This window comes from Bradyrhizobium sp. 45, from assembly GCF_023073155.1.
GTDB classification, from domain to species: Bacteria; Pseudomonadota; Alphaproteobacteria; order Rhizobiales; family Xanthobacteraceae; genus Bradyrhizobium; species Bradyrhizobium canariense_D.
In genome coordinates this window covers 156,658-183,009 of sequence record NZ_JADPIX010000059.1, presented here as the reverse complement: position 1 = coordinate 183,009, position 26,352 = coordinate 156,658, and the positions used below count along the sequence as shown (strand labels likewise).

29 protein-coding genes, 1 tRNA gene and 1 pseudogene are annotated in these 26,352 nt (G+C 64.3%); 12 read left to right on the top strand and 19 right to left on the bottom strand.

Annotated features, from left to right (window positions below; genetic code table 11):
- Positions 1-44: 44 nt before the first annotated feature.
- Positions 45-1,364, top strand: coding sequence for a polysaccharide deacetylase family protein (locus IVB42_RS10955; RefSeq protein WP_247470125.1), 1,320 nt, complete (start codon positions 45-47; stop codon positions 1,362-1,364).
- Between the two features lie 3 nt (positions 1,365-1,367).
- Here IVB42_RS10955 and IVB42_RS10950 read toward each other — a convergent pair whose 3' ends face one another.
- Entirely contained in the window at positions 1,368-1,742 is a 375-nt protein-coding gene (locus IVB42_RS10950; RefSeq protein WP_018455201.1) for a hypothetical protein, read from the bottom strand.
- Positions 1,743-2,029: 287 nt separating this feature from the next.
- Between IVB42_RS10950 and IVB42_RS10945 the strand changes: the two genes are divergently transcribed.
- The gene (locus tag IVB42_RS10945) at positions 2,030-2,287 is read left to right on the top strand and encodes a hypothetical protein (protein WP_240543306.1); all 258 of its coding nucleotides are present in this window, start codon (positions 2,030-2,032) and stop codon (positions 2,285-2,287) included.
- Between the two features lie 21 nt (positions 2,288-2,308).
- Here IVB42_RS10945 and IVB42_RS10940 read toward each other — a convergent pair whose 3' ends face one another.
- From IVB42_RS10940 to IVB42_RS10910, 7 genes are all read right to left on the bottom strand, one after another.
- A complete protein-coding gene (locus tag IVB42_RS10940) occupies positions 2,309-2,497 on the bottom strand; it encodes a hypothetical protein (RefSeq protein WP_018455203.1) in 189 nt (62 codons plus the stop codon).
- A gap of 10 nt (positions 2,498-2,507) precedes the next feature.
- Positions 2,508-2,837: a four-helix bundle copper-binding protein gene (locus IVB42_RS10935; RefSeq protein WP_007611368.1), complete on the bottom strand. Its 330-nt coding sequence runs from the start codon at positions 2,835-2,837 to the stop codon at positions 2,508-2,510.
- 101 nt (positions 2,838-2,938) lie between these two features.
- Complete coding sequence (locus IVB42_RS10930) at positions 2,939-3,883, bottom strand: cation diffusion facilitator family transporter (RefSeq protein WP_018455204.1); 945 nt, start codon at positions 3,881-3,883, stop codon at positions 2,939-2,941.
- An 18-nt stretch (positions 3,884-3,901) separates the two neighbouring features.
- The gene (locus tag IVB42_RS10925; RefSeq protein WP_247336174.1) at positions 3,902-4,807 is read right to left on the bottom strand and encodes an NAD(P)/FAD-dependent oxidoreductase; all 906 of its coding nucleotides are present in this window, start codon (positions 4,805-4,807) and stop codon (positions 3,902-3,904) included.
- On the bottom strand, positions 4,804-5,880 hold the full coding sequence (locus IVB42_RS10920; RefSeq protein ID WP_247470118.1) for a flavodoxin family protein: 1,077 nt from the start codon (positions 5,878-5,880) through the stop codon (positions 4,804-4,806). The genes IVB42_RS10925 and IVB42_RS10920 overlap by 4 nt, the downstream gene beginning before the upstream one ends.
- Positions 5,881-5,960: 80 nt before the next feature.
- A complete protein-coding gene (locus tag IVB42_RS10915) occupies positions 5,961-6,161 on the bottom strand; it encodes a hypothetical protein (RefSeq protein ID WP_026232903.1) in 201 nt (66 codons plus the stop codon).
- A 2-nt stretch (positions 6,162-6,163) separates the two neighbouring features.
- A complete protein-coding gene (locus tag IVB42_RS10910) occupies positions 6,164-6,370 on the bottom strand; it encodes a hypothetical protein (protein ID WP_018455208.1) in 207 nt (68 codons plus the stop codon).
- Positions 6,371-6,679: 309 nt separating this feature from the next.
- On the opposite strand from IVB42_RS10910, the gene IVB42_RS10905 reads away from it, so the two are divergent.
- On the top strand, positions 6,680-6,964 hold the full coding sequence (locus IVB42_RS10905; RefSeq protein ID WP_018455209.1) for a hypothetical protein: 285 nt from the start codon (positions 6,680-6,682) through the stop codon (positions 6,962-6,964).
- A 47-nt stretch (positions 6,965-7,011) separates the two neighbouring features.
- On the opposite strand, the gene IVB42_RS10900 is transcribed toward IVB42_RS10905, so the two are convergent.
- The 5 genes from IVB42_RS10900 to IVB42_RS10880 form a co-directional block, all read right to left on the bottom strand.
- The gene (locus IVB42_RS10900) at positions 7,012-7,224 is read right to left on the bottom strand and encodes a hypothetical protein (RefSeq protein ID WP_247399113.1); all 213 of its coding nucleotides are present in this window, start codon (positions 7,222-7,224) and stop codon (positions 7,012-7,014) included.
- 138 nt (positions 7,225-7,362) lie between these two features.
- Positions 7,363-8,109 carry a Crp/Fnr family transcriptional regulator gene (locus tag IVB42_RS10895; protein WP_018455211.1) on the bottom strand — a complete coding sequence of 249 codons (747 nt, stop codon included), beginning with the start codon at positions 8,107-8,109 and terminating at the stop codon, positions 7,363-7,365.
- A complete protein-coding gene (locus IVB42_RS10890) occupies positions 8,109-11,276 on the bottom strand; it encodes a CheR family methyltransferase (RefSeq protein ID WP_247392984.1) in 3,168 nt (1,055 codons plus the stop codon). The genes IVB42_RS10895 and IVB42_RS10890 overlap by 1 nt, the downstream gene beginning before the upstream one ends.
- A gap of 170 nt (positions 11,277-11,446) precedes the next feature.
- Positions 11,447-11,713 (bottom strand): hypothetical protein, encoded by a 267-nt coding sequence (locus tag IVB42_RS10885; RefSeq protein ID WP_018455213.1) that lies wholly within the window; start codon positions 11,711-11,713, stop codon positions 11,447-11,449.
- A gap of 8 nt (positions 11,714-11,721) precedes the next feature.
- Positions 11,722-12,729, bottom strand: coding sequence for a chemotaxis protein CheB (locus tag IVB42_RS10880; protein ID WP_018455214.1), 1,008 nt, complete (start codon positions 12,727-12,729; stop codon positions 11,722-11,724).
- A gap of 89 nt (positions 12,730-12,818) precedes the next feature.
- On the opposite strand from IVB42_RS10880, the gene IVB42_RS10875 reads away from it, so the two are divergent.
- A complete protein-coding gene (locus IVB42_RS10875; RefSeq protein ID WP_085384485.1) occupies positions 12,819-13,229 on the top strand; it encodes a response regulator in 411 nt (136 codons plus the stop codon).
- A 331-nt stretch (positions 13,230-13,560) separates the two neighbouring features.
- Here IVB42_RS10875 and IVB42_RS10870 read toward each other — a convergent pair whose 3' ends face one another.
- Entirely contained in the window at positions 13,561-14,343 is a 783-nt protein-coding gene (locus tag IVB42_RS10870; RefSeq protein ID WP_247336162.1) for an SDR family NAD(P)-dependent oxidoreductase, read from the bottom strand.
- Between the two features lie 171 nt (positions 14,344-14,514).
- Here IVB42_RS10870 and IVB42_RS10865 point away from each other — a divergent pair, with 171 nt between their 5' ends.
- From IVB42_RS10865 to IVB42_RS10845, 5 genes are all read left to right on the top strand, one after another.
- On the top strand, positions 14,515-15,690 hold the full coding sequence (locus IVB42_RS10865) for a zinc-dependent alcohol dehydrogenase (RefSeq protein WP_018455218.1): 1,176 nt from the start codon (positions 14,515-14,517) through the stop codon (positions 15,688-15,690).
- Positions 15,691-15,702: 12 nt separating this feature from the next.
- Positions 15,703-16,245 carry a hypothetical protein gene (locus tag IVB42_RS10860; protein WP_018455219.1) on the top strand — a complete coding sequence of 181 codons (543 nt, stop codon included), beginning with the start codon at positions 15,703-15,705 and terminating at the stop codon, positions 16,243-16,245.
- A 27-nt stretch (positions 16,246-16,272) separates the two neighbouring features.
- Positions 16,273-17,877 (top strand): alpha-amylase family glycosyl hydrolase, encoded by a 1,605-nt coding sequence (locus tag IVB42_RS10855; RefSeq protein WP_085351351.1) that lies wholly within the window; start codon positions 16,273-16,275, stop codon positions 17,875-17,877.
- A 143-nt stretch (positions 17,878-18,020) separates the two neighbouring features.
- Positions 18,021-18,200: a CsbD family protein gene (locus tag IVB42_RS10850; protein ID WP_085351350.1), complete on the top strand. Its 180-nt coding sequence runs from the start codon at positions 18,021-18,023 to the stop codon at positions 18,198-18,200.
- Positions 18,197-19,357, top strand: coding sequence for a DUF305 domain-containing protein (locus IVB42_RS10845; protein WP_247399116.1), 1,161 nt, complete (start codon positions 18,197-18,199; stop codon positions 19,355-19,357). The genes IVB42_RS10850 and IVB42_RS10845 overlap by 4 nt, the downstream gene beginning before the upstream one ends.
- 12 nt (positions 19,358-19,369) lie before the next feature.
- Here the strand turns inward: IVB42_RS10845 and IVB42_RS10840 are convergent, their stop codons facing one another.
- Positions 19,370-19,978 carry an isochorismatase family cysteine hydrolase gene (locus IVB42_RS10840; protein ID WP_018455224.1) on the bottom strand — a complete coding sequence of 203 codons (609 nt, stop codon included), beginning with the start codon at positions 19,976-19,978 and terminating at the stop codon, positions 19,370-19,372.
- Between the two features lie 34 nt (positions 19,979-20,012).
- Positions 20,013-22,334, bottom strand: coding sequence for an FdhF/YdeP family oxidoreductase (locus IVB42_RS10835; RefSeq protein ID WP_018455225.1), 2,322 nt, complete (start codon positions 22,332-22,334; stop codon positions 20,013-20,015).
- Positions 22,335-22,451: 117 nt separating this feature from the next.
- Here IVB42_RS10835 and fdhD point away from each other — a divergent pair, with 117 nt between their 5' ends.
- Positions 22,452-23,324, top strand: a complete 873-nt coding sequence (gene fdhD / locus IVB42_RS10830; protein WP_249808079.1) for a formate dehydrogenase accessory sulfurtransferase FdhD — start codon at positions 22,452-22,454, stop codon at positions 23,322-23,324.
- A gap of 186 nt (positions 23,325-23,510) precedes the next feature.
- Here the strand turns inward: fdhD and IVB42_RS10825 are convergent.
- Both IVB42_RS10825 and IVB42_RS10820 read right to left on the bottom strand, forming a co-directional pair.
- A tRNA-Leu gene (locus tag IVB42_RS10825) sits at positions 23,511-23,595 on the bottom strand.
- Between the two features lie 237 nt (positions 23,596-23,832).
- Positions 23,833-24,075 carry a FliM/FliN family flagellar motor switch protein gene (locus tag IVB42_RS10820; RefSeq protein WP_085351347.1) on the bottom strand — a complete coding sequence of 81 codons (243 nt, stop codon included), beginning with the start codon at positions 24,073-24,075 and terminating at the stop codon, positions 23,833-23,835.
- 79 nt (positions 24,076-24,154) lie between these two features.
- Here IVB42_RS10820 and lipB point away from each other — a divergent pair, with 79 nt between their 5' ends.
- A complete protein-coding gene (gene lipB, locus IVB42_RS10815) occupies positions 24,155-24,892 on the top strand; it encodes a lipoyl(octanoyl) transferase LipB (RefSeq protein ID WP_247399122.1) in 738 nt (245 codons plus the stop codon).
- A gap of 184 nt (positions 24,893-25,076) precedes the next feature.
- Positions 25,077-25,783 (top strand): annotated as a pseudogene (locus tag IVB42_RS10810) (DNA helicase).
- Between the two features lie 57 nt (positions 25,784-25,840).
- Here IVB42_RS10810 and IVB42_RS10805 read toward each other — a convergent pair.
- Positions 25,841-26,263 (bottom strand): 4-oxalocrotonate tautomerase family protein, encoded by a 423-nt coding sequence (locus IVB42_RS10805; protein ID WP_018455230.1) that lies wholly within the window; start codon positions 26,261-26,263, stop codon positions 25,841-25,843.
- Between the last annotated feature and the right edge of the window lie 89 nt (positions 26,264-26,352).

Genomic DNA, 26,352 nt, shown 5'->3' with positions numbered 1-26,352 from the left:
CGACCTACTATGGCGGCAATCGCGTAAGAGGGCAGACCGGGTTCATGATCGGAAGTAGCGTTGTTGCTCGGACGCGATCGTGGATCGTCCTTTGCCTTGGCAGCTTTCTTGGCGGATTCCTTGGTGTCCTGACCATCGGCTCGCCGGCCATTGCGGCCGACTGCCCCGGCCATCCGGACGCGCTCGGGACCTCCCGCACGCTCGTGGTCGATCCGCACGAGCATCCCCGCATCGGCACCGTGCAGTACCGCGAGACGCTGCCGCTGAAGGACCATGAAGTCGTCCTGACCTTCGACGACGGTCCGTTGCCGAAATATTCCAACCAGGTGCTGCAGATCCTCGCCGACGAGTGCATCAAGGCGACCTTCTTCATCATTGGCGAACAGGCCAAGGCGAACCCGGAAGGCGTGCGCAAGCTGGTCGCAGCGGGCCATACCGTCGGCACCCACAGCATGACGCATCCGCTCACAATGGACCGGATGCCGCTCGACAAGGCCGAGGCGCAGATCAATGGCGGCATCGAGTGGACATCGGCCGCAATGACCGATCCGTCCAAGCTCGCGCCGTTCTTCCGCATTCCCGGCCTGATGCGCGCCGACGGCGTCGAGAACGTTCTGATCTCGCGCGGCATCCAGGTCTGGAGCGCCGATTTCCCGGCGGACGACTGGCGCCATGTGTCGCCCGATCGCGTCTATCAGCTCGCAATCCAGCGGCTTGAGGCCAAGGGCAAGGGCATCCTGCTGCTGCACGACATCCAGGCCCGCACGGTGGCGGCGCTGCCGAAGATCATCCGCGACCTCAAGGCGCGCGGCTATCGCATCGTGCACGTGGTGCCCGCGACCGCCGAGCAGCTGGCGACGCCGACAACGCCGGTGGAATGGCTGCTGCATCCGCCGACCGAGACCACACCGATCGCGCGCTGGCCGGCCGTGCCGAACTTCGTGTTCGCGCAGACCAAGACGCTTCCGGCACCCTCGCTGGCCGACCTCAACGCACAGGCCGCGCACCAACCGCTGCTGCCGCGCAAGACCATGGCGCTCGCCAATGTCGCGGCCACCCTGCCCGCGCCTGGCCGCGATCTCTTTGCGATCCCGGAAGGCTCGGTCGAGGTGCTGCTGTCGACGACCTTGTCGCGGCGCGCCGCGACGCGCCTGGCAATGGCGGCCGAGACGCCTCCTGCGGCCAAGGTCAAAGCCGGCAAGTGGCACGCTCGCCGCACCGCGCGCGCTGCTCATGGCACACCGAACCACGCCGCAGAGACCGAGGGCACTGCAGCCAAGAGCACTGCCCCCAAGAGCGCCGCGCCCAAGAGCACAGCGCCGCGCCCGACCCGTGTGGCAAGCCTGAAGAAGCGCGCGCAGTAGAGCTTACTGTCGCATGATGTTGGCGACGCAGAGCAATACGATCAGCGCCAGGAAGAACAGGTCCATATAGGACTTGACCTCGCCGTCGCGCCGCAGCCGGGCGACGTCAACCACGACCTGCTTGCGCACACTCGTTCCGCCAGTGCCGTCATTGAGCGGAGCCTGAAGGCGCTTGGTCTCGGCTTCCAGCTTCTCGATCTTCTGGTAAAAGTAGAACGCCCGCAGCGTCGAAGCTGCGCGCATGCCGGTATAGACCAGCACCAGGATCGCGATAATCGCCCGGTTCTGGTACTTCTCCATGAAATTCAGGCTGAAATAGACCATCGCCATGAATGCGAAGTTGGTCACGAAGCGATAGACGAAGCTTAAAAAGACCATGCGGGCTTAAGCCTTGAAGGGTGGCGCAACCGACCGTGTTGCAAATGCGGGGATCAGGAGCCCAGACCGGAACAGCCGGCCTGAATGCCATGCAGCCCCGTCTACGCCAACTTTGTTTCAACAAAGATACTATTGCCCCGGCGATGCCGCCTTTTAGCCACGCCCGGCCATAATGCAAGCCGGAGCCCCGGCCGTCGAGCCGTCCGCGCGCCTGTTGGCTGCAACGGCTCCTTGGAGATTTGGCGGAAGTCCCGATAGACTGGGGTCGCCACATGTGGGGTCTGCCGATGCCGAAGAAGGGAATCACCGGCCACGACGACTGGGTTCTGACCGAGGCGCTGGCGACTGCGCTGGTCGCGCTGGAGCAGCTCGACACCAAGCACCAGCCGAGCGCGCATATGGACGACATCCGCAAGATGCTCGCGAACGGCAAGGAGCCGGCGGCGGTGACCCTGCATCTCGCCCAGGCCAAATGCCGACTTTTTCCCGACCTCGATCCGCTGGAGATCTACCGGGAATACGGCATCGGCGAGGAATATGGCTGAGGGCGCCGTTGACGGCCGGACCTAAGGCCCGCCGGCGACCGATCCGGCGATCACCATGACCAGCGCGGCCAAGTCGATCTTGCCGTTGACGATCAGCTCCTCCGAGGCTTTCGCGTCGTGCGCCCGTTCGACCTTCAGCGATTGCGGCCGGTTCGCCGCCTGCCGCTTCAGCTCCTCGACGATGGCTTCCGTGAGTTTCTCTTCCAGCATGGGCTTGTCCTCAGGCCGCCATCGCACGGCAGGATTGCGCGCAGGAGCGGCACATGGCGACGCACTCGTCCATGCCGCCGACCCGTTCGCAATCCTCGGCGCATTCGCTGCAAATTTCGGCGCATTCGCCGCATGTGTGCCGGTGATGCGGCGTATTGATCAGCATGAAATGCGCCGCCGTCCGGCACATTTCGGCGCACGCCATCATCAGGCGGAAATGCTTGGGCTCGACGTGCTTGCCGCCGGTCTCGAGGCAATGGTTCATCGCGGTGCCGAGGCAGGTCTGATAGCAGCTCATGCAGAGCGCGATGCAGCGCGTCATGTCTTCGGATTGAGCCATCCGGTGTCTCCATTGCTCGCCCCCTGCACCGGTCAACCAGGGGGATGTTGTGATCGTTCCTGCCGTCGTGCCGATTGTGACGTCCAGGGAACCTCGCAAAGCTAGCCGTAACGCCTGGCGCGCACCGCCCGGTAGCGAGCATCGGTCTGCGGCTTGATGAACAAGGCGGCCACGCTTGGATGGCGTTTGCGTATCTCGGTCTCGATCGAAACGACGCATCGCTCGATATCGTCGGCGCGCTTGTCGTCCGCAAATTCGATGCTGAGGGCCGCAACGATTTCGGCCGGCGACAGCTGCACCGTCAGCAGGCCGTTGGCCCTGAGCACGCCGGGCGACCGCCTTGCGATGTCGAGGACCGATCGCGCAAGTTCCGGATCGGCGGGCTCGCCGATCAGCAGGCTCTTGCTCTCGCGCGCGAGACCGATCGACACGATCGCCAGCAATATCCCGATCATGATCGAACCGATCCCGTCCCAGACCGGCTGGCGCAGCCATACGGCCGCGGCAGTGGCCGCCGCGGCAATGGCGATGCCGACCAGCGCCGCGCTGTCCTCGAGCAGCACCATGAATGCCGGAGGATCCTTGCTGCGAACGAAAGCCTGGTAATACCCGAACCGCTGGCCGTCGGAGCTGAAGCGCCGCAGGGCAACCAGCCAGGAACCGCCTTCAAACAGGAACGACAGCCCGAGCACCACGAAGCTGACGATCGGACTTTCGATCGGCTCGGGTGCGGCGACATGCAGAATGCCCTGATACAGCGAGACACCGGCGCCCAGGGCGAAGATCAGCAGCGCAACGATGAAGCTCCAGAAATACAGCTCGCGCCCATAGCCGAGCGGATGGGATTCGTCGGGCGAGCGGCTCGCGCGCCGGTAGCCGTAGAGCAGCAGGATCTCATTGGTCGTATCGACGAGCGAATGCACCGCTTCGCTCGTCATGGCCGAACTTCCCGTCCACGCGGCGGCGCCGATCTTCGTGACCGCGACCAGGACATTGCCGAAGAGCGCCGCATAGACCGCGGTCTTCGAGGATGATTCTGTTGCCAATGTCCGATACCCCGTTCCTCATGCCAGCCGCCGCGGCAGGCTGTTGTGGATCGTGCAGGCGGCGAGCGCGGCGTGGCCGAACGCGACCGATATCTGGTGCAGGTCGGTGACGACGTCGCCGATGCCGTAGAGCCCGTCGACCGAGCTGCGCTGATGGTCGTCGACTTTCAGATGGCCGTCTGCGGTGTGTTCGGCCCCAAGCGTCATCGCGAGATGCGAGCGCACTTCCGCACCCATCACCGGGTAGACCATCTCGAATTGCGCCGTCCGGCCATCGGCGAAGACGGCTTCAACGCCGTCGTCTCGCCGCCTCAGGCGCAGGCCGGGCGCGACGACGATCTCGACACCGGCTTCATTGAGCTCCGCTGCCGCGGGCTTCCCGTCATCCTCGCCCGTTGCCAGCAGCGTCACGTCGCGCGAGTAGCCGCGCATGAAGAGCGCCTTGCCGGCGGCGCGGTGAAGCGGACCGACGATGCCGATGCGACGGTCGATCGCCTCGAAGGCGTCGCAAACGGGACAGTAGCGCAACAGCCCGTCCGCGACGGCCGCGCGCCATTCGTCGAACGGCGGATGGGCGTCGACGATGCCGCAGGCAAGGATGACGGTGGCGGCCGTATGCGCGCCGCCGTTCCAGATCGCCTGAAAACCGTGATCGTGTCGTCGCAAGCTGGTGACCTCGGCATCAACGCGCGTGACCGCGAGCTCGCCCAGTTGCGCGGACATGCGCGCGAGCAGGTCAGTGCCGGAGAGGCCGTGGACGAAGCCCGGCACATTGTGACTGCGCGGGATCAGCGCCGCCCGGCTCGCGCCTGCGTCCACGACACAGACGCGGCGCCGAAATCGCGCGAGGTAGATCGCAGCCATCAGCCCGGCCGGGCCGCCGCCGACGATCAGGCAATCATACGGCTGATCATTCGCCATCATTTGGGGTTTGGATCCGACAGGCCCGCACCGGGCTCGCGAAGCTGTCCGCTCCGCGCCAGGCGGACCGCGTTGCCGAGTGCGCGCGCGACGTTCTGCACCTCCGTCTGGAATGCCCTGTCGTCATCGAGGTCGCGGTGCGAGGTGGCGTATGGCTCCATGTAGCCGACATAGCCATCGAGCTCGGCGAAGCGGCCCGCCGAGATCAACTGCATATCGGTCAACCAATCCGACAAGGCCCGGCGCACGCCCTCGGCACCGACCGCATCGCCGTGAACGACGAGGCCGAAATGACGGCCGGCGAGATGGCGCGGATAAGGCCAGCCCTTCAGCTCCAGCGCCTTCGCCTCGGCCGCCTTCTTGCCGTGGGTCGAGGTCGGATCGGGATTGCCGCCGTCGGCGCAGACCATGCGGTCCATCATCGCCTTCAGTCCAGCGGGTACGTGATACCAGTTCACCGGCGTCACGATCAGGATGCCGTGGGCCGCGACCCACAGCGGATAGATATCGTTCATCCAGTCGTCGGTCTGCCCCAGCGAATAGTTTGGATAGCAGCTGCACGGCCAGTGGCAGAGCGGCATCGCGGTTCCGACGCAGGATTTGCAGGGATGGATCGTCTTGCCGAACTCCGAGGCCAGGCGCGACAGGTCCAGGATGTCGACGGCAAACCCAAGCTCGGCAAAGACCGGCTCGGCGAGTTCGACCAGACGCCAGGTCTTGGACATCTCGCCGGGACAGGTGTGCTCGCTGCGGGCCGAGCCGTTGATGATGAGGATGCGCGGCGTCTCGTCCGCATCGTCATGGCGTCGCTGCGCCGCCAGGATCTTCGCGCGCGCATCGAGCCAGTCGATGGCGATGTCGTAATCGGGATCGGAGAATCCCGCGCCCGCCTTTCGCGTCAGCGGGGCCTTGCGTGAATCGCTGTAGGCGGCCCAGGCCGCGCCGACGATGGCGTCGAGCTCGCGCTGGAGCGGTGCAAAGGCGGGATCGACGAACCGGCTCCTGTAGCGGCGCTCGAAGGCCTCGCGCGAGAGCTTGACGGGCGGCATCCCCTTGCGAATGTCGGCTTCCGTCATGCTGGCTCCTCGCGAGGTCGGTACAGTTCGACCAACCCGGGGCGCAGCGCGCGGTTCCTTCTCGCTCTCCTCTCGTCGCCCTACTGGCGGACAACTTCCGGCGGCACATCGAACTGCGCGATGCGCTGGTCCAGCCGCCACAGTTCGATGCGGTGCACCAGCACGAGCGAGGCGGCCTCGCGCTTGGCCTGCTCATCATCGTCGCAGACCAGGTTGATGCATCCAAACACATGCCCGTCCGGATCGATCTGGAACGCGCGGTAGTGCTTGATGCTCCGCATCGTCACCCTCCCCGTCTCGGGTAGACAGGTTCGCTCAGCCAGTCCGTCAGGTTCGAGGTCACCTCGTTCTGCTTGGCGCGCTGAAGCAGCATGTCGCGCTCCTTGCCGGGCGGCAGGCTGCGCGCACGCTCGCGAGCGGTTTGGGCGAATGCCGCCAACCGCTCCTGGAGCGATTGGGTCTGTTTCCTGCGGTTGCGTTTCGCGGTCATTGTACTTTCACAAAGCCCTTCAGATGGAAGGATTGGGATGGGAGGAATTGGCCCCGGCGGGAGGTCGGCGCCGGGGCCAGAGTTTCGTGCCGGTTGGGGCGGCCCAGCCCGGCAGTGTTGGCAGCTTCGGCCGCAACCGCAGGTTCCGGCATTTCAATAAGTTAACGGTGCGTGATTTTGCTGGTGCGAAACGAAACGGCCGAGCAGCGACGGATGCGCGCATTCCCTTCGCGCGCCGGCACTGCCTCGAGTGCGCCGGAACCGAAATGCTGATTCGCTTATTGATGAGGGACTTGAAGGAGGATCATCATGGTGAAAGCAGCATGGAAACAACCGGGTTCACCGATCGGCCGCAAGGGCCCGCGCAAGGCAAACCCCGCGTACAAGCGGCGGGCGCGCGAACGATGGACACCTGCGGACGTGAGCAAGCTGAAGCAGCTCGCAAAAGGAAACACGCCCACGGGCGTCATGAGCATCAAGCTGCAGCGTCCGGTCGCGGCCATTCGCAGCAAGGCGCAGCGCGAAGGCATTTCGCTCAAGCCCGTCAACCGCTCGCCTTACAACAGGCGATCCAAAGCAGCGAAGCGGCGCTGAGCGAGGCACCCATCCCGGCGCAGCTAGACGTTTAGTGTCGTCGGCTCCTATTCCGACGGCCCGCGGTGCCGGAGATCCTGTCCTTCCCGGTCGTCGCGGAGGGCCTTGAGCTCCGAGCGCAACATCGCGCTTTCCATCACCACCCGGCGCACCTGGCGCGTGGCGTGATCAAGCTGGTCCGCGACCGCTCTGCGCTGCGCCCGGAGGGCGCGGCTTGCTTCGATCGCGCGCTCAGCGCGGGCAAGCAGGACGTCGTTCATGGAACGACAATACAGGATTCGGGACGAAACTGCCTTTACGTAAGTTACGTCAATTACTCAAAACCAGCCATCCGCTCAAAAAACATTCGCGAACGCTAACCTGGATCAAGTACGACCGTTCCCCAACCGAGCAAACGCTTAGCTCCGTCGATAGAGTTGCAGATAGCTCGGCGAGAACAGCGCCGCGTCCTTGAGCGCATCGAGATCGGTGATGGTCAGCGTGCGATCGCGCAGCACGATCAGACCGGAAGCACGCAACTCCTGAACCGTGCGGTTGAGATGGACCACCGACAGGCCGGTGGCGTCCGCAAGATCCATTTGCGTCACCGGCATCACGCAGGAATTGCCCTCGACCATGCCGACAGGACGCAGCCGCTCGATGATTTCGCAGAACAGATGGGCCACGCGTTCGAAGGCCACCCGGCGGCCGAGATTGATGGCCCATTCGCGCTGGATCGCGTTGTTGACAAGCGTCTCGCACCAGAACGCTTCCGCCAGCGCGCGGTCGCTCGCCACCAGACTCTCGAACCGCGCGCGCTTGATTTCGGTGTAGACGACCGGCGTCATCGCCGCGATGGAATGATCCATCACCGACAACAGGAACGCGTGCGCGTCGCAACTTTCGCCGGGAAAGAGAAAATTGACGATCTGGCGCCGCCCGTCCTCGAGCGTCTTGTAGCGGCAGAGCCAGCCCGACAGCACGAGGCGCACGCTGTCGACCGGATCGCCCTCCGAGATCAGATCCTCGCCCGCTCCTGCGCGCTGGATTCCCTCGAGCATTGCATATTCGAGCGAGGTGCGGGCCTCCGTCGACAGCGGCCTCAGCACGTTCAGCCGGCGAATGACCGGGTCCACCTGGCTGCGATCTAGCGTCGACAAGGGCATCAGCTGGCCACCGCCGGTGTATGAAACGCCCGCTTGCTGAGGGGAATGGTGATCGTGCATTCCAATCCCTTGGGACTGAATGCCAACCTGGTCTGCCCCTTGAACTCGAACGCGAGTGTGCGCTCCAGAAGCTCGGTCCCAAATCCTTTGTGCGGCGGCGGCGCAACCGGCGGCCCACCGCGCTCCCGCCACTCGAACACCAGCTCCGCCGGGTCGGTGCCCTGCTCGAGGCGCCAGGAAATCTCGATGCGACCGGTCGGCCGGCTCAGGGCGCCGTATTTGAGTGCGTTGGTCGCGAGCTCGTGAATGGCAAGGGCAAAGGTTTCCGCTGCCTTCGACTGAAAACGCACCGGGGGACCGCTGACACGTACCTGCTCGCCCTCCCTGGCATTATAGGCCAGCATCTCCTCGACGGCGAGGTATTCGAGATCGACGCCGCCCTCGGGATCGCGGGTCACCAGCGCCTGGGTACGGGCGAAAGCGTTGAGCCGGCCGTCGAGATGAGAGGCAAACTCCTCGACCGTCGAGCTCGTATCGGCCGTGCGACGGGCGATCGAGCGCACCACGCCGAGCGTGTTGCGGACCCGATGCTGGAGCTCGGCCAGCAGCAGGCGCTGCCGCTCCTCGGCGCGGGTCATGGCGGTGATGTCAACGAAGGTGATCACGACCCCGGCGATGAAGTTTTCGATGCTGCGATAGGGCAGGATTCGCACGATGTAGCGCGTGCCGCTGTCCGGCGCCCTCAGCTCGCGCTCGGCGCTGGCAAGCGTCCGCAGCACGCTGCGAACGTCGTCATAGAGGTCCTCGATCGGGACGCGCGCCTTGATGTGCGCGATGGGCCGGCTAATGTCGGTTTCTACGAGATGCAGAATTTGCGTGATCGCCGGCGTGAAGTTCATCACGCGCAACTCGTTGTCGAGGAATACGGTCGCGATCTGCGTGCTCTCCAGGAAATTCCGGAGGTCACTGGTGGCGCGCGTCAATTCCTGGACGCGGTGAGCAAGCTCGCCGTTGACGGTGGTCAGCTCCTCGTTGACCGACTGCAATTCCTCGCGCGAGGTTTCGAGTTCTTCGTTCGCGGACTGGAGCTCCTCGTTGAGGGACTGGTATTCCTCGTTCGAGGACTTCAGCTCCTCATTGGTGCTTTCGAGCTCTTCGATGGTCGCCTGAAGGCGCTCCCGCGTCGCCCGCAGCTCGCCTTCGATACGCTCGACATGCTCGGTCTGCACCAACGCATTGGGCTTGCCTGCGCCGGCATCGATGGCGCGCACCGGGCCGTCCTTGAACAGGACGACAAAATTGCGATCGCCGCTGCCGCTCTCCTGGATCGGCTCCACCGTGATGTCGACGGGAATGTGCTGGCCGTTGGCGCCGAGCTGCACCTGTTCGGCATGGGCGGGCTCGTTGGTCTCCGCCGCGCGGCTGAGCACCGCCCGCAGGTCCAGGCGGAGATCGCGGTGGACGAGTTGGAGCAGATCGAGCGTGGCGGCGCCTGCCGTCGGCTCGATGTAGCGTCCGGTGCGCCCGGAAAAGTGCAGGACCTGAAAGTTGCTGTCGGCGATGACATAGGCGGGCGCATAGCGCTCCGCGATCCGCTGCGCGCGACGCTCCAGCCCGATATCAGGGCGGAAGGAGCGCGCCGGCGCTATCTCGAGGTTTGCCCTCCCCGCGGCGGTCGTGATCGGAAATTCCGGCGGCAGCCGGGTTCCGGTCTCGAGCTTCTTGAAGATGCGGGCGCGGCGGTCGACCGGTACGAACAGTTTTGGATGCCGCGTGACGTTCTCGGAATTGCCGAGGAACAGGAACCGATCCGGCAGAAGGGCGAAGTGGAATAACGGGATCACCCGGTTCTGCAATTCGGCATTGAGGTAGATCAGCAGGTTGCGGCAGGAGACGAGATCGAGCTTGGAGAACGGTGCGTCCTTGATCACGTTGTGCTGCGAGAAGATGCACATCTCGCGCAGCTCCTTGACCACGCAATAGGTGTCACCTTCGCGCACGAACCAGCGCGCCAGGCGCTCGCCGGTCATCTCCGCTTCGATCTTGGTGCGATAGCGGCCGACGCGCGCAGCCGCCAGCGCCCGTCCGTCGATGTCGGTCGCGAAGATCTGAACCTGCGGTGGCGAGTCCATTTTGGCCATGTACTCGCGCAGGAGGATAGCGATCGAATAGGCCTCCTCGCCGGTTGCGCAGCCGAGCACCCAGACGCGAACCTGCTGGCTCGCGTCCTTGCCTTCGAAGAGCTTCGGGACGATCTGGTTCTCCAGCACCTCGAATTCACGCTTGTCGCGGAAGAATTCGGTGACGCCGATCAAGAGGTCGTTGAAGAGGTGCTGCGCCTCGTCCTGGTCGTTGCGCAGGAAATCGACGTAAGCGGAAATGTCGCCGATCTGGACCACCTGCATCCGCCGCTGCACGCGACGCAGGAAGGTGTTCTGCTTGTAGCCGTGGAAATCATTGCCGGTCTTGCTGCGCAGGATGTCGGCGATGCGCGACAGCGAGGTCGCTGCAGCGGCCAGCACCTCATCGAACCCCTGCTTCTCCTCCAGCCGCCGCAGATGACGGGCATAGACCTGGATGTGCTCGGCGATGTCTTCGGCGGTCAGCACGTAGTCGGCGATCGCCGCCGGCGTATCGGCGTCCTTCAGATGATCCGCGTCGTCGCTCGCGCCTTTTTCGGCGATGGCAAGGCCGCCGTGGTCCTTCAGTGTCGCGGTACCCAACGTGCCATCGCCGCCGATGCCGGACAGGATCACGCCGATCGATTGCTCGGCGCGTTCTTCCGCCAGCGACACCAGGAAGCTGTCGATCGTCGCCCGCTCGCCGGGCGCCTGCTCGGCCGGGCGGACGCCGAAGCGACCGTCCTGGATCGTCGTGATCATCGCCGGCGGGCACAGATAAATCGTGCCACCCTCGATGGTCTGGCCGTTGCCGACGTCGGAAATCTTGCCACCGTGGGAATTTCGCACGATCTGGCGCAGCCGCGGCTCGTCGAGGGCCTCATGATGCTGGAATGCGAGCACGACGGCCTGGTCGGCGCTTACGGTCAGCCTGGAAAAGAACCGCTCGACGCTATCCAGAGCTGTCGGCGCGGCGCCCACCCCGATGATCAGCGGAGACCTGGTCTGGCGCTCTCTTTCGACCGACTGGTCGCCGATTTCATGCATGGTCTCGGTAGCTCTCATTCATTGACGGGAACCAGAGGACGCCCGCTCGCCGCAAATAGCAGAATTGATATTATCCCAACAGGTGCAAGGCGGAAACGTCACGCTGCGTTCCGTACAGCGAGCATTGGGCATTAGGCATTGAGCTTGGGTGGCCTGCCAACGCCCCCAGATCACTCCGGACCGACTTGCTGCCGAAGATAGGCGATCCGCTGCTCGATCAGGACGCGATGGCGCAGCCATTCCGTGAGGGTCTGCTTCAGCGCCTCGACCAACCGTTCCGCCTGGCCCGCGTCGTGGCCGCCGGCACTGAGCTCGCGGATGCGCGCCTCCTGATCGAGGATGCGCCGCGAACCCTCCTCGATATCCCGATCGGCCTTGATCAGATGGCGGCGCTCGGTATCGAGCTGCTCGGTCCATTCGGCGAGGGAAATGGCCATCGCGACCCTCAAGCCTCCCGCTTGCGAATGGGAGGATCGAGCGACTTTAGCACAACGCGCCGGATCATGTCGGCATATTCGCGATATTCGGCAGCGCGCGCCTGGTACATCTCGGCCACCGCCGGCCGGCCGTTGCGCCGTCCGTCGGCGGCCATGCGCTGCACCAGCTCGGCCCGCTCCTCGATGATGCGCAGTGCGACCCGCAGGGCTTCATCCACTTGCCCCTCCTGCTCTTTTGCGAGGACGTCGGCGGCGAAGGCGTGACCGACCTGGCAACGGAAGCGCATCGGGTGCGATTCCTTCATCTCGGACAGGACGCCCCCGCAGGCCGGACAGGTCAGCGCAACCGGATCGGCCATCGAGACGAGACGGTCACTGCCGATCCGTTCGCCGGCCGCGATCTCGACCTCGAGCCGGATCTCCGGCGGGATCGGCAGTGCGGCGCCGGCAGCCTCCCTGGCGAGATCAGACAGCACGTCGCCCATTCCGGCGCCGGGAACGCAAAGATCGATGATGGTCGCCTCGAGGGCGCTCCTTGGCATTTCATCGGCGATGGCATCCGAGGGGTCCTGAACCACCGAAATCCCGCCGCAACGCTTGATGGCGTTGAGACCGGCCGAACCGTCCGACAACAGGCCGCTGAGCAGCACACCGATCACACGTGGGCCGTAATTGATGGCGGCCGAGCGAAACAAGGCATCGATGGCCGGCCGGACCATGTTCTCGCGCGGGCCGCGCCCGAGGAATACGCGATCCTCGGACAGCAGCAGATGGTGGTCCGGTGCGGCCAGATAAACCCGGCCTGGCTCGATCTTCATGCCGTTTTCGGCCTGCCGGACCGGGAGCGGACCGGCGCTGCTGGCCACTGTCGAGAGAATGCCGATGCCCTGCGCCGGGATGTGCAGGACGATGAACACCGCCGCGGGCAGATCCGGCGGCAGCCGGCCCAGGATCTGCTTCAGCGGCGCGGTCGCGCCGGCCGAGCCACCTATGACGATGATGTCGCGGTTGCTCATGGAACCCACTATCGGTTGTATTCGTTTGTACCAAGGCGGGTCACCGCCCTATGTTCCTATGAACCGGCAACGAAGGGGTGGAAGGCACCATGGCGATGTCGCCTCGATCGTCAGGTCCAGAGTCGGCGCTCAGCGGGCGACGCATCTTCATTGTCGAAGACGAATATTTTCTCGCCGACGACATTGGCAGAGCATGTCGCGCGCTCGGCGCAGACATCGCGGGCCCGGTGGGCGATCTCAACGACGCACTCAGTATCCTGCACGACGGCAGTGTTCTGGATGCCGCCGTGCTCGACGTGAACATCCGCAGCGAGATGATCTTTCCGGTCGCGCGCGAACTGAAGGCACGGAACGTCCCCTTCCTCTTCACGACCGGATACGACAAGGTCACGATCAGTCCGGAATTCCACGACGTGCCGATCCTGGAGAAACCGATCGATATGCCTGCGATGGCACAGAGGCTGGCGGCGCTGATCGCCGATCCGCACGGCCGAGCCTGACGGCGATCAGAACAGATGCGCGAAAGCGAGCCAGGCGGTCACCGCCAGACACAGAAGCACCGCAGCATAGGGCAACGCGATCCGCAAATCAGCAGCCCTCCCGGTCATCAACCCATCATCATCCAGACGATCGCCGCCATCATGACGAGAAAACCCGTGATTGCCGTTGCGACAAAGGCCTGTTCGACGCGATCCATCGGCATCACAGCCCCCTTTTTCCAGCCGAACCAGTCTGACGGCGCGGGGAGCTTTGCGCATTAGGCTATGTGAATCGGCGTCCTCCTTATCGGTCCGCGCCGCACCGGTTAGCTTAGATTGCGACGGTATCGTTCTACGACTTCGCCGTGCCCGGCTCCGCCATCTTGCGATGCTGCTTGGCCAGCATCTCGTTCGGCGTGACGTTGGCGATCGTGGTCTGGATCTTGTTCTTCATTCCGGTCACGATGTCGGACTCCCCGCGCAACATGGCGTCGAAGCCGGCCGTCGCGACGTCGTAGGCACTGTCCTTCGGCTCGGTGCCGACCTTGGTATCCATCATGTCGGCGCGGCGGAAGAACTCCGTTTCCGTGGCGCCAGGCATCAGGCAGGTGACGGTGACGCCGCTGTCGCGCAACTCCTCGCGGAGCGCGAATGAGAATGAATCAAGAAACGCCTTGCTGGCGTTGTAGACCGCCTGAAAACTGCCCGGCGTGAATCCCGCGATCGAGCCCGTGATCAGGATGCGCCCCGAATTGCGGCGAAGCATCGCGTTGCCGGCGCGATGGATCAGATACAGCGTGCCGGTGATGTTGGTGTCGACGAGGTGCTTGATCCTGGCAAAATCCTGGTCGAGAAAGGCCTTGCCAAGACCAACGCCGGCATTGGCCAGCAGCGCGTCGATCGGCCGGTCGCCGACCGCGGCGCAGAGCTTGTCGACGCCTTCGGTGGTGGCGAGATCGGCCTGCACCGGTTCGACGCTGCTGCCGAGCCTGCGCAGATCGACGGCCACCCTCTCGATCTCGGGCTCGTCCGCCGCAATGACAAGGTTGAAACCTGCTTGGGCACAGCATCTGGCGAGTTCCAGCCCGATGCCGGTGGAGGCGCCGGTGACGACGGCGAGTTGATTGGCGGGCATGAGCGTATCCTTCGCTAATCCTTGAGTGGGATTGATGACGCTCCAATCACCGCAATGGGCGCTCGTTCCTATCGGGGACGCACGCTGGTGCGGCGCAAAGATTTTGCACTGTGCAATAGCAACCATCGTTCGTTGTTCGACTTGGTTGCCTCGTAGCTCGGGAGAAAAGAGATGAAGGCGCTGGTTTGGCACGGCAAGGAAGACATACGCTGCGACACCGTTACCGATCCGGAAATTCAGGACGCGCGGGATGCCATCATCAAAGTCACGAGCTGCGCCATCTGCGGCTCGGACCTGCACCTCTTTCACAATTACATTCCGGGCATGCTGCCCGGGGACATCATGGGCCACGAGACCATGGGCGAAGTGGTCGAGGTCGGCTCGGGCGTCGACGGCAAGCTGAAGAAGGGCGACCGCATCGTCGTGCCCTTCACAATCATTTGCGGCGAATGCGACCAGTGCAAGCGTGGCAATTTCTCGGTCTGCGAGACCACCAATCGCAAGAGTCATCTCGCTGAAAAGGCGTTTGGTCATTCGGGCGCCGGCCTGTTCGGCTATACGCACCTGACCGGCGGCTATCCCGGCGGCCAGGCCGAATATTTGCGCGTGCCGTTCGCTGACGCCACGCACATCAAGGTGCCCGCGGGCATTCCCGACGAGCAGTTGCTGTTTCTCAGCGACATCTTCCCGACCGGCTGGCAGGCCGCCGTGCAATGCGACATCGAGCCGACCGACACGGTCGCGATCTGGGGCTGCGGTCCCGTGGGGCAGATGGCGATCCGCAGCGCCATCCTGCTCGGCGCCAACCAGGTGATCGCGATCGATTGCCTGCCCGAACGGCTCAGCATGGCCGAAGCGGGCGGCGCCACCACCATCAACTTCGAAACCGAAAGCGTCCTCGAGCGACTCGAGGAGCTCACCGACGGCAGAGGCCCTGAGAAGTGTATTGATTGCGTCGGGATGGAGTCGCATGTGATGGCGTCCCTGCCCGACACGCTGCTCGACCGCGCCAAGCAGATGGTCATGGTGGAGAGCGACCGGCCGCATGTGCTGCGCGAGATGATCTATGTCTGCCGGCCCGGCGGCATCATTTCGGTGGCAGGCGTGTACAGCGGATTCTCCGACATGCTGCCGATGGGCGCCTTCATGAACAAGGGCCTGACGATGCGCACCGGCCAGACCCACGTCAACCGCTGGACCGACGACCTGCTCCATCGCATCGAGGAAGGTCAGATCGATCCGTCCTTCGTCATCACCCACACCGTCCCGCTTAGCCAAGGCCCCGAGATGTACCAGGTGTTTCGCGACAAGCGCGACTCCTGCGTCAAGGTCGTGCTGAAGCCCTGAGGAGCAAGACCCATGTTTCATTTCTCCAACATCGTTCGCACCAAGGGCGACCCGAAAATCGTCGAGGGCGGCCCGAGCCTGAAGCGGCCCGAAGACCAGCTCGCCCGTGCGCTCGGCTGGTTCAGCATCGGTCTCGGCGTCGTGGAATTCTTCGCGCCGCGGCGCGTCACGGAAACGCTGGGCATGGAGGGCCATGAGACGCTGGTCCGCACCTTCGGCCTGCGCGAGATCTTGGCCGGGGTCATGACGCTCTCGGTCGAGAAGAACGCCGGCCTGTGGGCCCGCGTCGGCGGCGACGGCCTCGATGCCGCCGCGCTGCTCTCGGGGCTGACCGCGGACAATCCCAAAAAGGGCAATATCGCGCTGGCGCTGCTGATGGTCGGCGGCATCGCGATGCTCGATTACCGCGCCGCGCAGGACACCAAGCCGCAGCGGCCGCAGCGCGACGCACGGCGCAAGCTGTATCCGAACCGCAGCGGCTTTCCCAAGGGCATCGAGAGCGCCCGAACCGCGGCCAAGCAGATCGCAGCGCACGCCGCGACGGAACGGACCTGAGAACGCGCGACGAGGTGATGCAAGACAATGAGCGAAGCGTCCCGTAACGAAGGTGCGTGGTGGGAATCCGCCGTCATCTACGAAATCGCACTGATCTCGTTCCAGGACTCGGACGGCGACGGCAAGGGTGATCTCGCCGGCCTGACATCCCGCATCGACTATCTGAAATGGCTCGGCGTCGACGCGGTGTGGCTGACGCCGGTCTACAAGAGCCCGTTTCGCGACCTCGGCTACGACATCTCCGACTACTGCTCGATCGATCCTGCGTTCGGCAGCCTCGAGGCGTTCGACCGCCTGCTCAAGGCCCTGCACGCGGCGGATATCCGCGTGATCCTCGATCTCGTGCCCAATCATACCGCGAACGATCACGCATGGTTCATCGAGAGCAGCAGCTCACGGAACAGCGCGAAGGCCGATTGGTACATCTGGGCCGACGCAGCCGAGAACGGCGGCCCGCCCAACAACTGGCTGAGCCGCTTCGGCGGCAGCGGCTGGGAATGGTGCGAGGCGCGGCGGCAATATTACTATCACTCCTTCCTGGTCGAGCAGCCCGATCTGAACTGGCGCAACCCGCAACTGCGCGCCGCGATCGCCGACGTCATGCGCTTCTGGCTCGATCGCGGCGTCGACGGCTTTCGCGTCGATGCCAGCGCGGTCCTGATCAAGGACGCGCTGCTGCGCGACAATCCGCATAACCCGCAAGCGAAAGGCAAGCCGCCGCCGCAGCGCCAAACGCCCGTCTTTACCGACGACCGGCCGGAGACGATGGATTGCATCGAATTCATTCGCGAGGTGATCGACGGCTATCCAGGGCGGATGTTGTGCGGTGAAGTCCAAGGCAAGACCGACCGCATCGGCCACTTCTACGGCAACGACCGACCGCGCCTGCATCTGCCCCTCAATTTCGCACTGCTGGACTCGCAATGGGACGCGCTGTCCCTGCAAGCAACGATCGACGCGTATTTCAACGCCATCCCGGATCATGCATGGCCGGTCTGGGTGATCGGTGGTCACGACAAGCAACGGATCGCGAGCCAAATCGGCGAGCCGCAAATGCGCGTGCTGGCGATGCTGCTGATGACGCTGCGGGGAACGCCCTTCTTCTTCATGGGCGACGAGATCGGCCGCAAGCGCGTTCCCATTCCGCCCGACCGCGTCCACGATCCCTTCGAGAAGCTCGTGCCGGGGTATGGCCTTTGCCGCGATCCCGAACGCGCGCCGATGCGATGGGATGACAGCAGCAACGGCGGCTTTACAACCGGCGATCCATGGCTGCCGCTCGAGCCGCGCGACGGCGCGGCCAACGTGGCCGCGCAGCAGCGCGACCCACGTTCGATCCTGGCGCTGTTTCGCGCGCTGATGCGACTGCGGCGCGAGCGCGCGTGCCTGCGCCACGGCGGCTACGAGCCCCTACGCGCGCAGAACGACGTTCTTGCCTACAGGCGGACGGATGGCGGCAAGGAAATTCTGGTCGCGCTCAACATTGCCGCCGAGCCGCGGAAATTGCATTGGCAAGGTCGCGGCCGCCTGCTGATGTCGACGCATCTCGACCTGCCGTCCGAGCCGCTGCCGGACGCCTCCATCCTGCTCCGCGGCAATGAAGGCGTGATCATCGAACTCGAGCCACGGTGACGGCCGAGGAACCATCCGCGCGTCAGAGAGTCTCATCAACGCCTCCGACGTCCCCCCTGCCGGAGGCTGAATAGACGAAACCGCAGCCCCGGCGCTCACCCCCTTCAAGCGCCGGGGTGGCGGCGTGAGCCAGGAGGCGGATCATGAGCAAGACCAAGGGCCTCGGTCAGCGGATCGCCGGCAAGGCGAAACAGGCCGTCGGCGAGATCGTCGGCGATCAGAATCTCCATGAGGAAGGCAAGGAGCAAGCGGAGCGCGGCCGGGACGAACAGAGCAAGCCGAGCGAGCTCAATCCGTTGAAGAAACTCAATCAGCTGACGTGAACGCTGCCGCGCCGTCAGCCATTTCCAAGTCAATTCGCACCGGTGATGAAGGCGCCTCACGGCGACGCTCGCGCTGGGTCGCCGCTGCCGAACTCGGCCTGATCAGCAGCACCTTCTCGACCATCGTCAGCCAGCTCTTCGCCGCGCGCATCGGACGCGATGCCGCGGTCGACTGGATGACGGTCGCCGCCATTCCCGCGCGCGATTGGGCGATCAGCGCAGAGCCGTCGTGGAGCGCGATCCTTGCCGGGATCGCCTTCCACCAATGGGCGGACTTCTCCTGGGCGCTGGTGTTCTTCGGTGTGCTCGGGCGCTGGACCGCCGACCTGCGGCCGCTGACGATCCTGCTGCTCGCGCTGCCCTGGGCCGTGTTCTCGTCAAGCATGGAATGGTTCGTGCTGGTGCCCCTGTTTCCGTTTTGGCAACCGCTGTTCACGCTGCAGCAGCCCTACTGGATCGGCCTGCTCGTCCACGGCTCCTCGGCCGTGATGTACCCCCTGTTTGCCCGGCTGCGCTGGACCGGGGGAGCAGCACCCGCGCGCGATGTTCGCTTCACCAATGCCTGGATCACCGGCGCGCTGGCTTTGATCGCACTGCTCGGCGCGGCTGCCTTGTTCGGCAGCCATGGTTACGAGCCGCAGTGGGCGGGCCGCGACAGGGACGCGGACCAGACTTACATCCGTCACATGACTGCGCATCACGCCCAGGGCATCGCGCTGGCCCGGATCGCCACCGAGCGCGCGCAGGACCCGCATCTGCGAAAGCTGGCGATGCTGATGGTCGCAAGCCAGACCGGCGAGAACCGGATTTTCGAGACGTGGTGGCTGAGCTGGTTCGACACCGAGATGCCCGATTGCAGCTCGGACGAACGTGCCGCCATGCCGGGCTTCCTGACACAGGCCGAGATGCGACAGGTCAAGGCCGCGCCGGCGGACCAATTCGACACGGTGTTCGTCGAGACGATGAGCAAGCATCACGCAGGCGCGGTCAGGATGGCCGACCAGATGTGGCATAGCCGCGGCGATCTGCGCCTGCGTGTGATGGCCCACGCCATCCGCCATGAGCAACAGGGCGAGATCGCGCTGATGCACGGCGCCAGCGGCATTGCCGCCGCCGCCGCCGCCTTCCGCAACATGCTCGGCGACAATGTCAATTGAGCGGGTCGTGCCCTACTCGCGCCAGAACTCCGCCAATTCCTCGGCGGTCATCAGATCGACCTGGCCGTGAAAGCGGGTGCGATACATCGTCATCAGCGCATCATGGCCGACGTCGGACGAGCTGCACAGCGCATCCTCGACGATGACGACCCTGAAGCCGAGATCGACGGCGCTCAGGACCGTCGAGAGCACGCAGACGTCCGTCTCCGCCCCGGTGATGACGACCGTGCCGACGTTCTTGTCGATCAGCAGGCTCGCGAGGCCAGGATTGCTGAACGCGGAATAGGCCGGCTTGTCGATGACGGCAGCCGGCGGAACGAAGCGGCTCAGAGCCGGCACGAGTTCGAGGCCGGATGGCGGCAGATGTTTGCGGGTCGCTTCGCGCCAGCGACGAAAATAGCGCTGCCACTGTCCGGGACGATCTTCCGGATCTTCCGGCGTGATGAATCGCGTGAAGATCGTTCTGGCCTGATGGCGCGAAACGATCGAGGCGATCGTCGGCAACACTCGCGCCATCCATGGCGTCTCCCAAAGGCCACCCGGAGCGAAGATGTTCTGCATGTCGATGCACAAGTGAACGGCGTCGCTGATGTCGGTCACGTCCGACGCGCTGTCTCTCATCGTCCTTCACTCCTGTGGGCGTGATCGACGGCGTTCACGACGCCGAGATCGGAGCCTCTCCGGCCTCGACGATCTCTGGAAGGATGTCCTTGAACAGACGCACCGGAATGGATTTTGCCGCAGGGACCTTGCTGCCCTCCGCGTAATGCCAGAGCGGAATGAGCACGTTGCACTCCGGATAATAAGCCGCAATGCTCCTGCGCGGGATGCCATAGGGGACGATTTGGAGTTCGCTCAGGCTGCGTTCGACACCGTCGCCCGCCTCCGTCACCAGCGTGACGGTATCTCCTGCTTTCAACCCGTCTCCCTCCATGTCGGCGGGATTCATGAACACGACGTAGCGGCCGCCCTCGATGCCGCGAAAGCGATCGCCTTCGGCGTAGATCGTCGTATTGAACTGCCCGTCCGCGCGCAGTGTCATCAGCTCATAGACGCGGTCGGTCTCGCGCGGCGGCGCGAAGGCCGACTTCGGAACGGTGAAGTTGGCCTTGCCGTTCGGGGTCTTCCACTTCCGCTCGCGCGCCGCGAGCGGCCGCGCAAAACCGCCGGGTTCGAACATGCGCGCATTGAAGTCCTTGAACTGGTCGGGATAGGTGCGCTCGATGGCGTCCCGAACCCGCGAATAGTCGGCGACCCAGGCGTCCCAATCGATCTTGGGGTTGGGCTTCAACGTTGCCTTTGCCAGGGCGGCGACGATCGCCGGCTCCGACAGGAGATGGTCGGCCACCGGCTTGCGCTGGCCGCGCGATCCGTGAATGCAGGTGGTGGAATCCTCCATCGACACCGCTTGTGCGCCGCTGGCCTGCCGGTCGATCTCGATCCGGCCGAGGCACGGCAGCAGATAAGTGACCTCGCCCGGCACGAGGTGGGTCCGGTTGAGCTTGGTCGCGATCTGCACCGACAGGCGCAGGCCGGACCAGGCGGGCTCCATCAGGGACCGCTCCGGAACGGCGCGCAGGAAATTGCCGCCGAGGCCGACGAAGCCGCGAACGTCGCCTTTCAGAATACCCTGGCAGGCGTCGACGGTGGACAGTCCCTCCCACCGCGGCGGCTCGAAACCGTAAAGCTCCGCAAGCTTGTCGAGCGGCACCAGCTTGGTCTTCTCGGAGATGCCGACGGTGCGCTGGCCCTGCACGTTGGAGTGGCCCCGGATCGGCAAAATGCCCGCGCCCGGCTTGCCGATATTGCCGCGAAGCAGCAGCAGGTTGACGATCATCTTGTTCGTCTCGACGCCGTGCTTGTGCTGGGTGATGCCCATGCCGTAATTGGCGATCACAGCCTTGGCTTCCATATAGGTGTTCGCGGCTTCGCGCAGCGCACCGCGCGAAAGCCCCGAGGCCCGTTCGATCTCGTCCCAATCCTGTGTACGGCAGAATGCGGCGAACTCCTCGAAGCCGGCCGTGTGCTGCTGGATGAATTCGACATCCACCACGCGCGCAGCTTCATTCTTGCGCGCGAGGTCGTCCGCCTCGATCACCCATTTGCAAATCCCGACGATCGCCGCAGCATCACCGCCGACCCGCACCTGATAATATTGCGAGCTGATGCGCGTGCCGCCGGCGATCATCTGGACCGGATTTTGCGGATTGACGAAACGCTCCAGGCCGCGCTCGCGCAGCGGATTGAAAGATATGATCGGCACGCCGCGCTGCGCCGCCTCCTGGAGCGGATGCAGCATGCGCGGCGCATTGGTGGTCGTGTTGTGGCCGAAGAAGAAGATGCAACCGGTAGTCTCGAAATCCTCCAGCAGAACGGTCCCGACCGGAACTCCGATCACCTCCGGCAGCGCCACCGACGTGGTTTCGTGGCACATGTTCGAGCTGTCGGGGAAATTGTTGGTGCCGTACATGCGGCCGAATAATTGGTACATGTAGCTGGTTTCGAGCGAGGCACGTCCAGACGTGTACATCACGACCGAACGGGGATCGAGCCGGTTCAGCTCGGCGCCGATAGCCGCAAAGGCCTCCTCCCAGTCGACCGGCAGATATTTGTCGCTTGCCCTGTCGTAACGCATCGGCGTCGTCAGGCGCCCCTGCTCCTCCAACTGATGATCGGACCAAGTTCGTAGTTCAGCCAGCGTATGTTGCGCAAAGAACTCCGGTGTCACGGTCTTGCGCGTAATCTCCCAGGCGGTCGCCTTGGCGCCGTTTTCGCAGAACTCGAACGGACGCGGCTTGGCCGGCTTGGCCCAGGAGCAGCTCACGCACATGAATCCGTCCGGCTTGTTCTGCTTGAGCAGGATCTCGCTGCCGAGAATGGCGACCTCTTCCTGTGTCAGGATACTGGCAACGGCTTTGAGCGAGCCCCAGCCGCCTGCCGGCGCATCATAGTTCTCGACCTTTGCCTTTTGCCGCATGGCGTTTCCTTCAATCGCAAGCCCTGCACGCAAAACCCGAGATGGGATGGCAAGTTCCAAGCGTTCGGAACCTTGCTCCGGTTCGTGCGTCGATGAATCGACGTAGGACGAACACCCATGCACGGCTCTCGATCCGGCGCACACGATCGCGCATCCATGCCCACGGCATCCGTGAGAATGCCCCGGCTGACGTCGAGCGGAACGCGGGATGAGCGGATGCTGGCGGAGGAATGTCCCGTGGCACTCGTCTACGACGGAACGACCGTCGCCGTTGTGATGGCAACTCCCGCCGATCTGACCGATCTTGCTGTGGGATTCAGCCTGACCGAAGGGATCATCGGGGACATCGGCGAGATCGAGGAGCTCACGGTCGTTTCCGGTCGCGACGGCATCGAACTGCGGCTATGGCTGCGAACGAACGCCGGGCGCCGCCTGAAGGAGCGCCGGCGACATCTGGTCGGGCCGACGGGTTGCGGCCTGTGCGGCATCGACAGCTTGCGGGAAGCCGGGCGGATCGTTCAGTGCGTCGAGCAGCCAGCGAACCTCACGGCGGAGCAGATCAGCACGGCCGTCGCAACCCTCAGCGAGTCACAGATCCTCAACCACAAGACACGCGCCGCTCACGCCGCGGGTTTTTTCGAGCCAGTCGGCAAGACCATGACGGTGCGCGAGGACGTGGGGCGCCACAACGCCCTCGACAAGCTTGCCGGCGCTCTCGCGACGGAAGGAGCATCCGGCCGCGCTGGCGCCGTCATTCTCACCAGCCGGATTTCGGTCGAGATGGTGCAAAAAACCGCCGCGATCGGCGCCGGCGTCGTCGTTGCCATGTCTGCACCGACCGCGCTCGCAGTCCGAACGGCCGAAGCCAGCGGGATCACGCTTGTCGGCATAGCGCGGGGCGACGAATTCGAGATCTTCAGCCATCCGGCGAGGGTGTTTAAGCCCGCCGCCACGCAGATCGAGCCGGAGTCTCGACCGCAGGCAAACTAAGGGAACCCGGACGTGAGGGCATAGCGAACTTCGCCAGGCAACTTCATGCCCGATCGCGCCGAGGGAGCGAACCCTCGGCCGCGAGATCGAACATCGAAGACTTGGGGAGGCCCCGTTCCAGGGTCCGCAGCGCGAACAGGGCGGGCACCGAAAATCGCGAAACAATCTTTCGCGTGTCTGTTTGCTTGGTGCGCTCGGAGGGACTCGAACCCCCACGATTTTACTCACTGCCACCTCAAGGCAGCGCGTCTACCAATTCCGCCACGAGCGCTTTGGGGATGCCGGCTTGAGGCTTGAAGGCCAACCGGATCAACGGCGCCGATCTAACAAATCCGTCAGAGGGGTACAAGCCTCCAAAGGCCCTGAATTCCACAAGCTTGGCAGGAAAGTTCCGGCTCCTTGCGCCGGGATCGGCCTTTTCCGCCTGCCCGGCCGCTACTGCGTGCCCAGGCCGCGACGCGTGCCCGGGCCGCGACGCCTACCCGGGCCGCGACGCCTGCCCGGGCCGCTACCGTGTGCCCGGGACACGTGGCAGCATCTGCTTGACCTCGACCGCGATGCGGTTGCGGTCGACCAGCACCACCCCGGAGGCGACCGGTAAATTATTGGCCAGAACCTTGACCTCGTCGGCCTCGGTTGCGTCCAGCTCGATGATGGCGCCGCGGGAAAGACGCAATACCTGATGGATCGGCATGGTCGTCGTCCCGAGGACGACCATGAGGTCCACGGTGACTTTGTCGAGAGTAGGCACTTCAGCACCACCGCAACTTGGGACTAGGACTAGGGACTGGTATTTGCTCCTGGGATCATCACCCGGTTATGGTTAGCCAATGGTTAATTCGCCCCAACACCCCCGCCAAGAGCTCGATTTGACGCCGTTTTCCGCTTCCACCGGCGAGCCAGTGGAATGGCGGATTTCGGACGCGCCGGTGCCCTATCCGGAGGCGGTCGCCGAAATGGAGGCGCGCGCCGCGGCGATCGCGGCCGGTGCAGCCCCGGAGCTGGTCTGGCTGCTGGAGCACCCCCCGCTCTACACGTCCGGCACCTCGGGCAAGACCACCGACCTGCTCGATGCCCGATTCCCGACCTTTGCCACCGGGCGCGGCGGCCAGCTCACCTATCACGGGCCCGGCCAGCGCGTGGCCTATGTCATGCTTGACCTGAAGCGCCGCCGGCCGGATGTCCGAGCCTATGTCGCGAGTCTGGAGGAGCTGATTCTGCGGACGCTCGCCGCCTTCAACATCCGTGGCGAGCGGCGCGAGGACCGGGTCGGCGTCTGGGTCAAGCGGCCCGACAAGGGACCTGAGCACGAGGACAAGATCGCCGCGATCGGCGTCCGGCTGAAGCGCTGGGTCTCGTTTCACGGCATTGCCATCAATGTCGAGCCGGAGCTGTCACATTTCGCCGGCATCGTGCCCTGCGGCGTCGCCGATCCCCGCTACGGCGTCACCTCGCTGGTCGATCTCGGCCAGCTCCTGACGATGAGCGATGTCGACGTGGCGCTTCGGCAAGCCTTCGAGGAGCTGTTCGGGCCGACCCAGGCGCTGATGCCGGAAGCAGCGGCCTAACTTCGGTCTCCCTCATTCTCGGCAAACCCGGAATCAGCTACCCTCGATTCCGGTGTCGCCCACGCCTCCCCCCTCCGCCGGGAAAGCAGATGTCATGCCGGGCGAATTGATCATCGGACCGACTGTTCGAGCGCCAAGGCATAAGGAGGGGTTGCGCTTCAGCTTGCAATGGGAGGTTTTTGCGATGAGACTGTCTGCACCCATTTATCATCTGAAACGAAAAGCGAAGCGCTTGTCCCGCGAGGTAGGCATCCCGCTGCACGATGCGCTCGACCGCGTCGCTGCGACGCAAGGCTTTTCCGCATGGAGCCTGCTCGCGGCGAAAGCGGCCACGGCGACGCCGGCCAACCGGCTTTTCCCGCAATTCCAACCGGGTGACCTGGTGCTGGTGGGCGCGCGTCCCGGCCAGGGCAAGACCCTGATGAGCCTCGGGCTTGCCGTAGAGGCGATGCGGTCGGGCCACCGCGCCGCGTTCTTCTCGCTCGAATACACCGAGAAAGACGTTCTGGATCGCTTTCGGGCGATCGGCGTGGATCTGGCGGGGTTCGAAAAACTCTTCGAGGTCGATTGCTCCGACGCCATCAGTGCCGACTACGTCGTCATGCCGCAGCACCGCGCGGCACGGTCGTGGTGATCGACTATCTGCAGTTGCTGGACCAGCGGCGGGAAAATCCCGACCTCACCGTTCAGGTGCGCGCGTTGAAATCATTCGCGCACGACAAGGGATTGATCGTCGTCTTCATCTCGCAGATCGACCGTTCCTATGATTCCTCGCTCAAACCCTGCCCTGACCTGGACGATGTCAGGCTGCCGAACCCGCTCGACCTGAAGCTGTTCGACAAGACCTGTTTCCTGAACAAGGACGAAGTTCAGTTTCGCATAGCGAGCTGACGATCCCTGGCAACGGTTCAGGCCGCGGGTGCGGTTATTCACCCGCGGCCTCCCTCCTCACGCCTTCTCCGGCGAAACCTCGAGCTTGCCGGCGATGTAGCGCCGCTCCTGGGTCAGGCCGCCAAAGCCATAGGCGTCGCCCTTGACCTCGTCGACATGCAGATAGGTCTCGTGATGCAGCGGGCCCAGGATCCCGGCCATGCGCTGGAACATCGCGGCGAGATAGGCGGCCTTCTCGTCCTTGGTGTTGGTGCCTTCGCTGACGTGAATGTCGATCCAGTAGCTCGCGAGCTTTTGCTCTGCGAGCGACTTGCCGCCAGCGAACCAGTCGCTCGCCTCCACCGACTTCACGATAATGGCCGTGACCTCAGGGTCCTTGTGCAGGATTTTTGCGGTGAGCTCGGATACGGCGCTCGCGATGTCGGCCTTCAGCGGCGGCGACTGGCGTGGGGTGGTGTAGGACACGGTGATCAGCGGCATGGTCGTTCTCCTCGGATGTCGCGCAGATGTTGCGCGGCGTTGGTGAGAAGCTAGACCCGCCCTCGACATCTTGGTATCTTATCTCTGTT